The sequence below is a fragment of the Acetatifactor sp. genome (genome assembly GCF_982438285.1).
Map to the genome: position 1 here is coordinate 1 of NZ_CEWDFQ010000362.1, position 2985 is coordinate 2985.

At 46.4% G+C, this 2985-nt stretch carries 2 protein-coding genes; both read left to right on the plus strand.

Going from position 1 to position 2985, the window contains the following annotated elements; all coding sequences use genetic code 11:
* Positions 1-8: 8 nt before the first annotated feature.
* Positions 9-2087, plus strand: coding sequence for an AAA family ATPase (locus tag AC1WIP_RS13895; protein WP_481142387.1), 2079 nt, complete (start codon positions 9-11; stop codon positions 2085-2087).
* A partial coding sequence (locus AC1WIP_RS13900; RefSeq protein ID WP_481142386.1) for a 5-methylcytosine restriction system specificity protein McrC occupies positions 2077-2985 on the plus strand: 909 nt, incomplete at its 3' end. The genes AC1WIP_RS13895 and AC1WIP_RS13900, both read left to right, overlap by 11 nt.

Sequence of the window (2985 nt, forward strand, 5' to 3'; positions counted from 1 at the left end):
ATACAGCAGTGTTTACCTTAAACGCTTTGCAGATTGTAAAGCGCATGAAGGATTATGGCGGACAGGCTACCTGCAAGCAGTTGTCCATACGATATGGGGAAACGCCTAATTTTTATAGTGCCGGGTCTGCTGCGCTTGCCAGAAGAATTGCGGAGAAAACAAAATGTCCGGTACTGGAAACGGATGCGGAGACTTCTAAATTCTGGCCCATTCTTTATACAGGAAAGGGGGCAGACTCTTCAATGGAGGGCACTTATGTCTGGAGACTGCGCAGCGAACTGAGCGCGGCCCTTGATCGGGCTGATTTGTCGAAAATTCCGCTCTATGCTGAGGTAAGTCCTTCCATCTGGAAGATCAGCCATGGAACGAATGCAACCGGGATATCAGAATTTAACAAGAGGGTTTTTGAGAAACGGAAGGTGGTCGTTGTACATAGCCGGACAAAAGCAAAAGCAGCCTCTAAGGTTACCCAGGGCCAATCCTTTATGGAGGCTGTCCGTAAGGGAGATTATTTCTACCTGTGTTATGGCAGCAGCATTCAGCTGCTGGGGCAGTTTACCAGCGAAAAGCCTGTGCCAAATCCAGAGATGAAGGAGGGCTGGTATGAGCGGGAGTATCAGGTGATTGCAAAATCAAAGGATACGGCGGCATATACCGGAGCTAAAAAGTGGTGGACTCCCAATGATAATTCTACCTGTATCAAGGTTGCTGAGGATGAGAAATTTCTGTTTGAAGAGCTGATTCTGCAGCCTTATTTTGGTATGTCCCTGGATGAGCTTTTTGGCAAGGCAGAAGAAAAGCGTAGCTATTGGTGGTTGAAGGTCAATCCTAAAATCCGGAGCTTTTCAGATTGGAAGCTGGACGAGGAGCAGAATTATACGCTTTACAATGAAAATGGGCACAAGCGGAAAATTTTTCAGAATTTCTTGGACGCAAGAGCCGGCGACATTTTGATTGGATATGAGGCGGATCCGGTGAATAAGATCGTGGCGCTGGCCCGCATTACACAGGGGAATGATGGGGAGAACTTATATTTCAAAAAGACGGAGGGACTTTCTGTTCCCATTGAATACGCAGCGCTGAGGGAATGCCGTGAGCTTGATAAGATGGAATTCTTTGCACAGCCCAATGGAAGTCTTTTCAAGCTGACAAAGGATGAATACGATTGTATCATGGATATGATCCGCGAAGAGAATCCTCTGAGGCGGCCGGATACTGCCATCACAAAATACACAATGCAGGATTTTCTGAAGGCTGTGTATATGACGGAAGAACGATATCATGTGCTGGAAGCGCTGCTTAGAAACAAAGGGAATGTTATCCTTCAGGGAGCGCCTGGCGTGGGAAAAACTTTTACGGCAAAGAAGCTTGCCTACAGCATGATGGGGGAGAAGGATGATTCCAGAATAGGGCTGGTGCAGTTTCACCAAAACTATTCCTATGAGGATTTTATTATGGGATATCGCCCGGACGGCGAGGGCTTCAAATTGACAGAGGGCATTTTTTACCGTTTCTGTCAAACCGCAGTAAATCATCCGGATAAGGAGTATTTCTTTATTATTGATGAAATTAACCGCGGCAATATGAGCAAGATTTTTGGGGAGCTTCTGATGCTGATCGAGAAGGATTACAGAGGAACCAAGGCTACGCTTGCATACAGCGGCATGCCCTTTTCCGTACCGGAAAATCTCTATATCATTGGTATGATGAATACAGCAGACCGCAGCCTTGCCATGATTGACTATGCTCTTCGCCGCAGATTCAGTTTCTTTGAGATGGAGCCCGGATTTCATTCAGAGGGATTTCAGAAATACCAGGCCGGTTTTGGCAATGAGACATTTAACGCGCTGATCGATCAGGTGAAAGCGTTGAATAAAGAGATTGCGGAGGACCCATCTCTGGGGCGTGGCTTCCGGATTGGCCACAGCTATTTCTGTGGACGAAAAGCCGGGGAATGTACCACGGACTGGATGCGTTCGGTAGTGGAATTTGATATTCTGCCCATGCTGTCAGAGTATTGGTTTGATGACAGTGGGAAGCTTCAGCGGTGGGAAAAGAATCTGCGTGGTGTGTTTGATGACGAATGATAAAGGTATTCTTATAAAAAATATTTATTATATGCTGTCCTATGCCTTTCAAGTGCTGAAACAGACAAATTATGAGGAGGTGGCTGCGGAGGAATTTGAGCAGGCGCAGGATCTGTTTGCGGCGATATTGGCCAAGGGAACAGCCAGACAGCTAAAGCAGGGGCTTTACCGGGAGTATATCACGCAGCGGGAGACTCTTTTTGTGATGCGCGGAAAGCTGGATTTGCCAAAGACAATCCGTAACAAGGTTCAGAGAAAGCAGAGGTTAGCCTGTGAGTTTGACGAGCTTTCAGAGAATAATCTTTTTAATCAGATTCTTAAAACCACGATGAAGCTTCTGGTGCAGGATGAGGGAGTGAATGTGGAACGGAAAAGAGCCCTGAATCAGGTGCTGGTGTTTTTTGATCATGTAACGATATTGGAGCCCTCTAAAATCCAGTGGAGCAGGCTTCGTTACCAAAGAAGCAACCGGAATTATGAAATGCTTTTGAACATCTGCTGCCTGGTGCTTGACGGTATGCTGCAGACAACAGAAAAGGGAACCTATCGGATGGCGGCGTTCTCAGATAAACATATGGCAAGGCTGTATGAAAAATTCATTCTGGAATATTATCGTCAGAAGCATACTTATCTGTCAGAGGTCAGGGCAGCCCAGGTTCCCTGGAATCTTGTGGGAGAGAATGAGGAAGCGATGATTCGCCTTCTGCCGGTGATGCAGACGGATATCATGCTGCGTCTGGATGACAAGGTTCTGATTATTGACGCAAAATATTATGGAAAGACGCTGCAGCATCAATTTGAAAAGTACTCCCTGCATTCTGGAAATGTATATCAGATTTTTACCTATGTGAAGAATTATGATAAGGACGGCACGGGGAATGTGGCGGGGCTTCTGCTG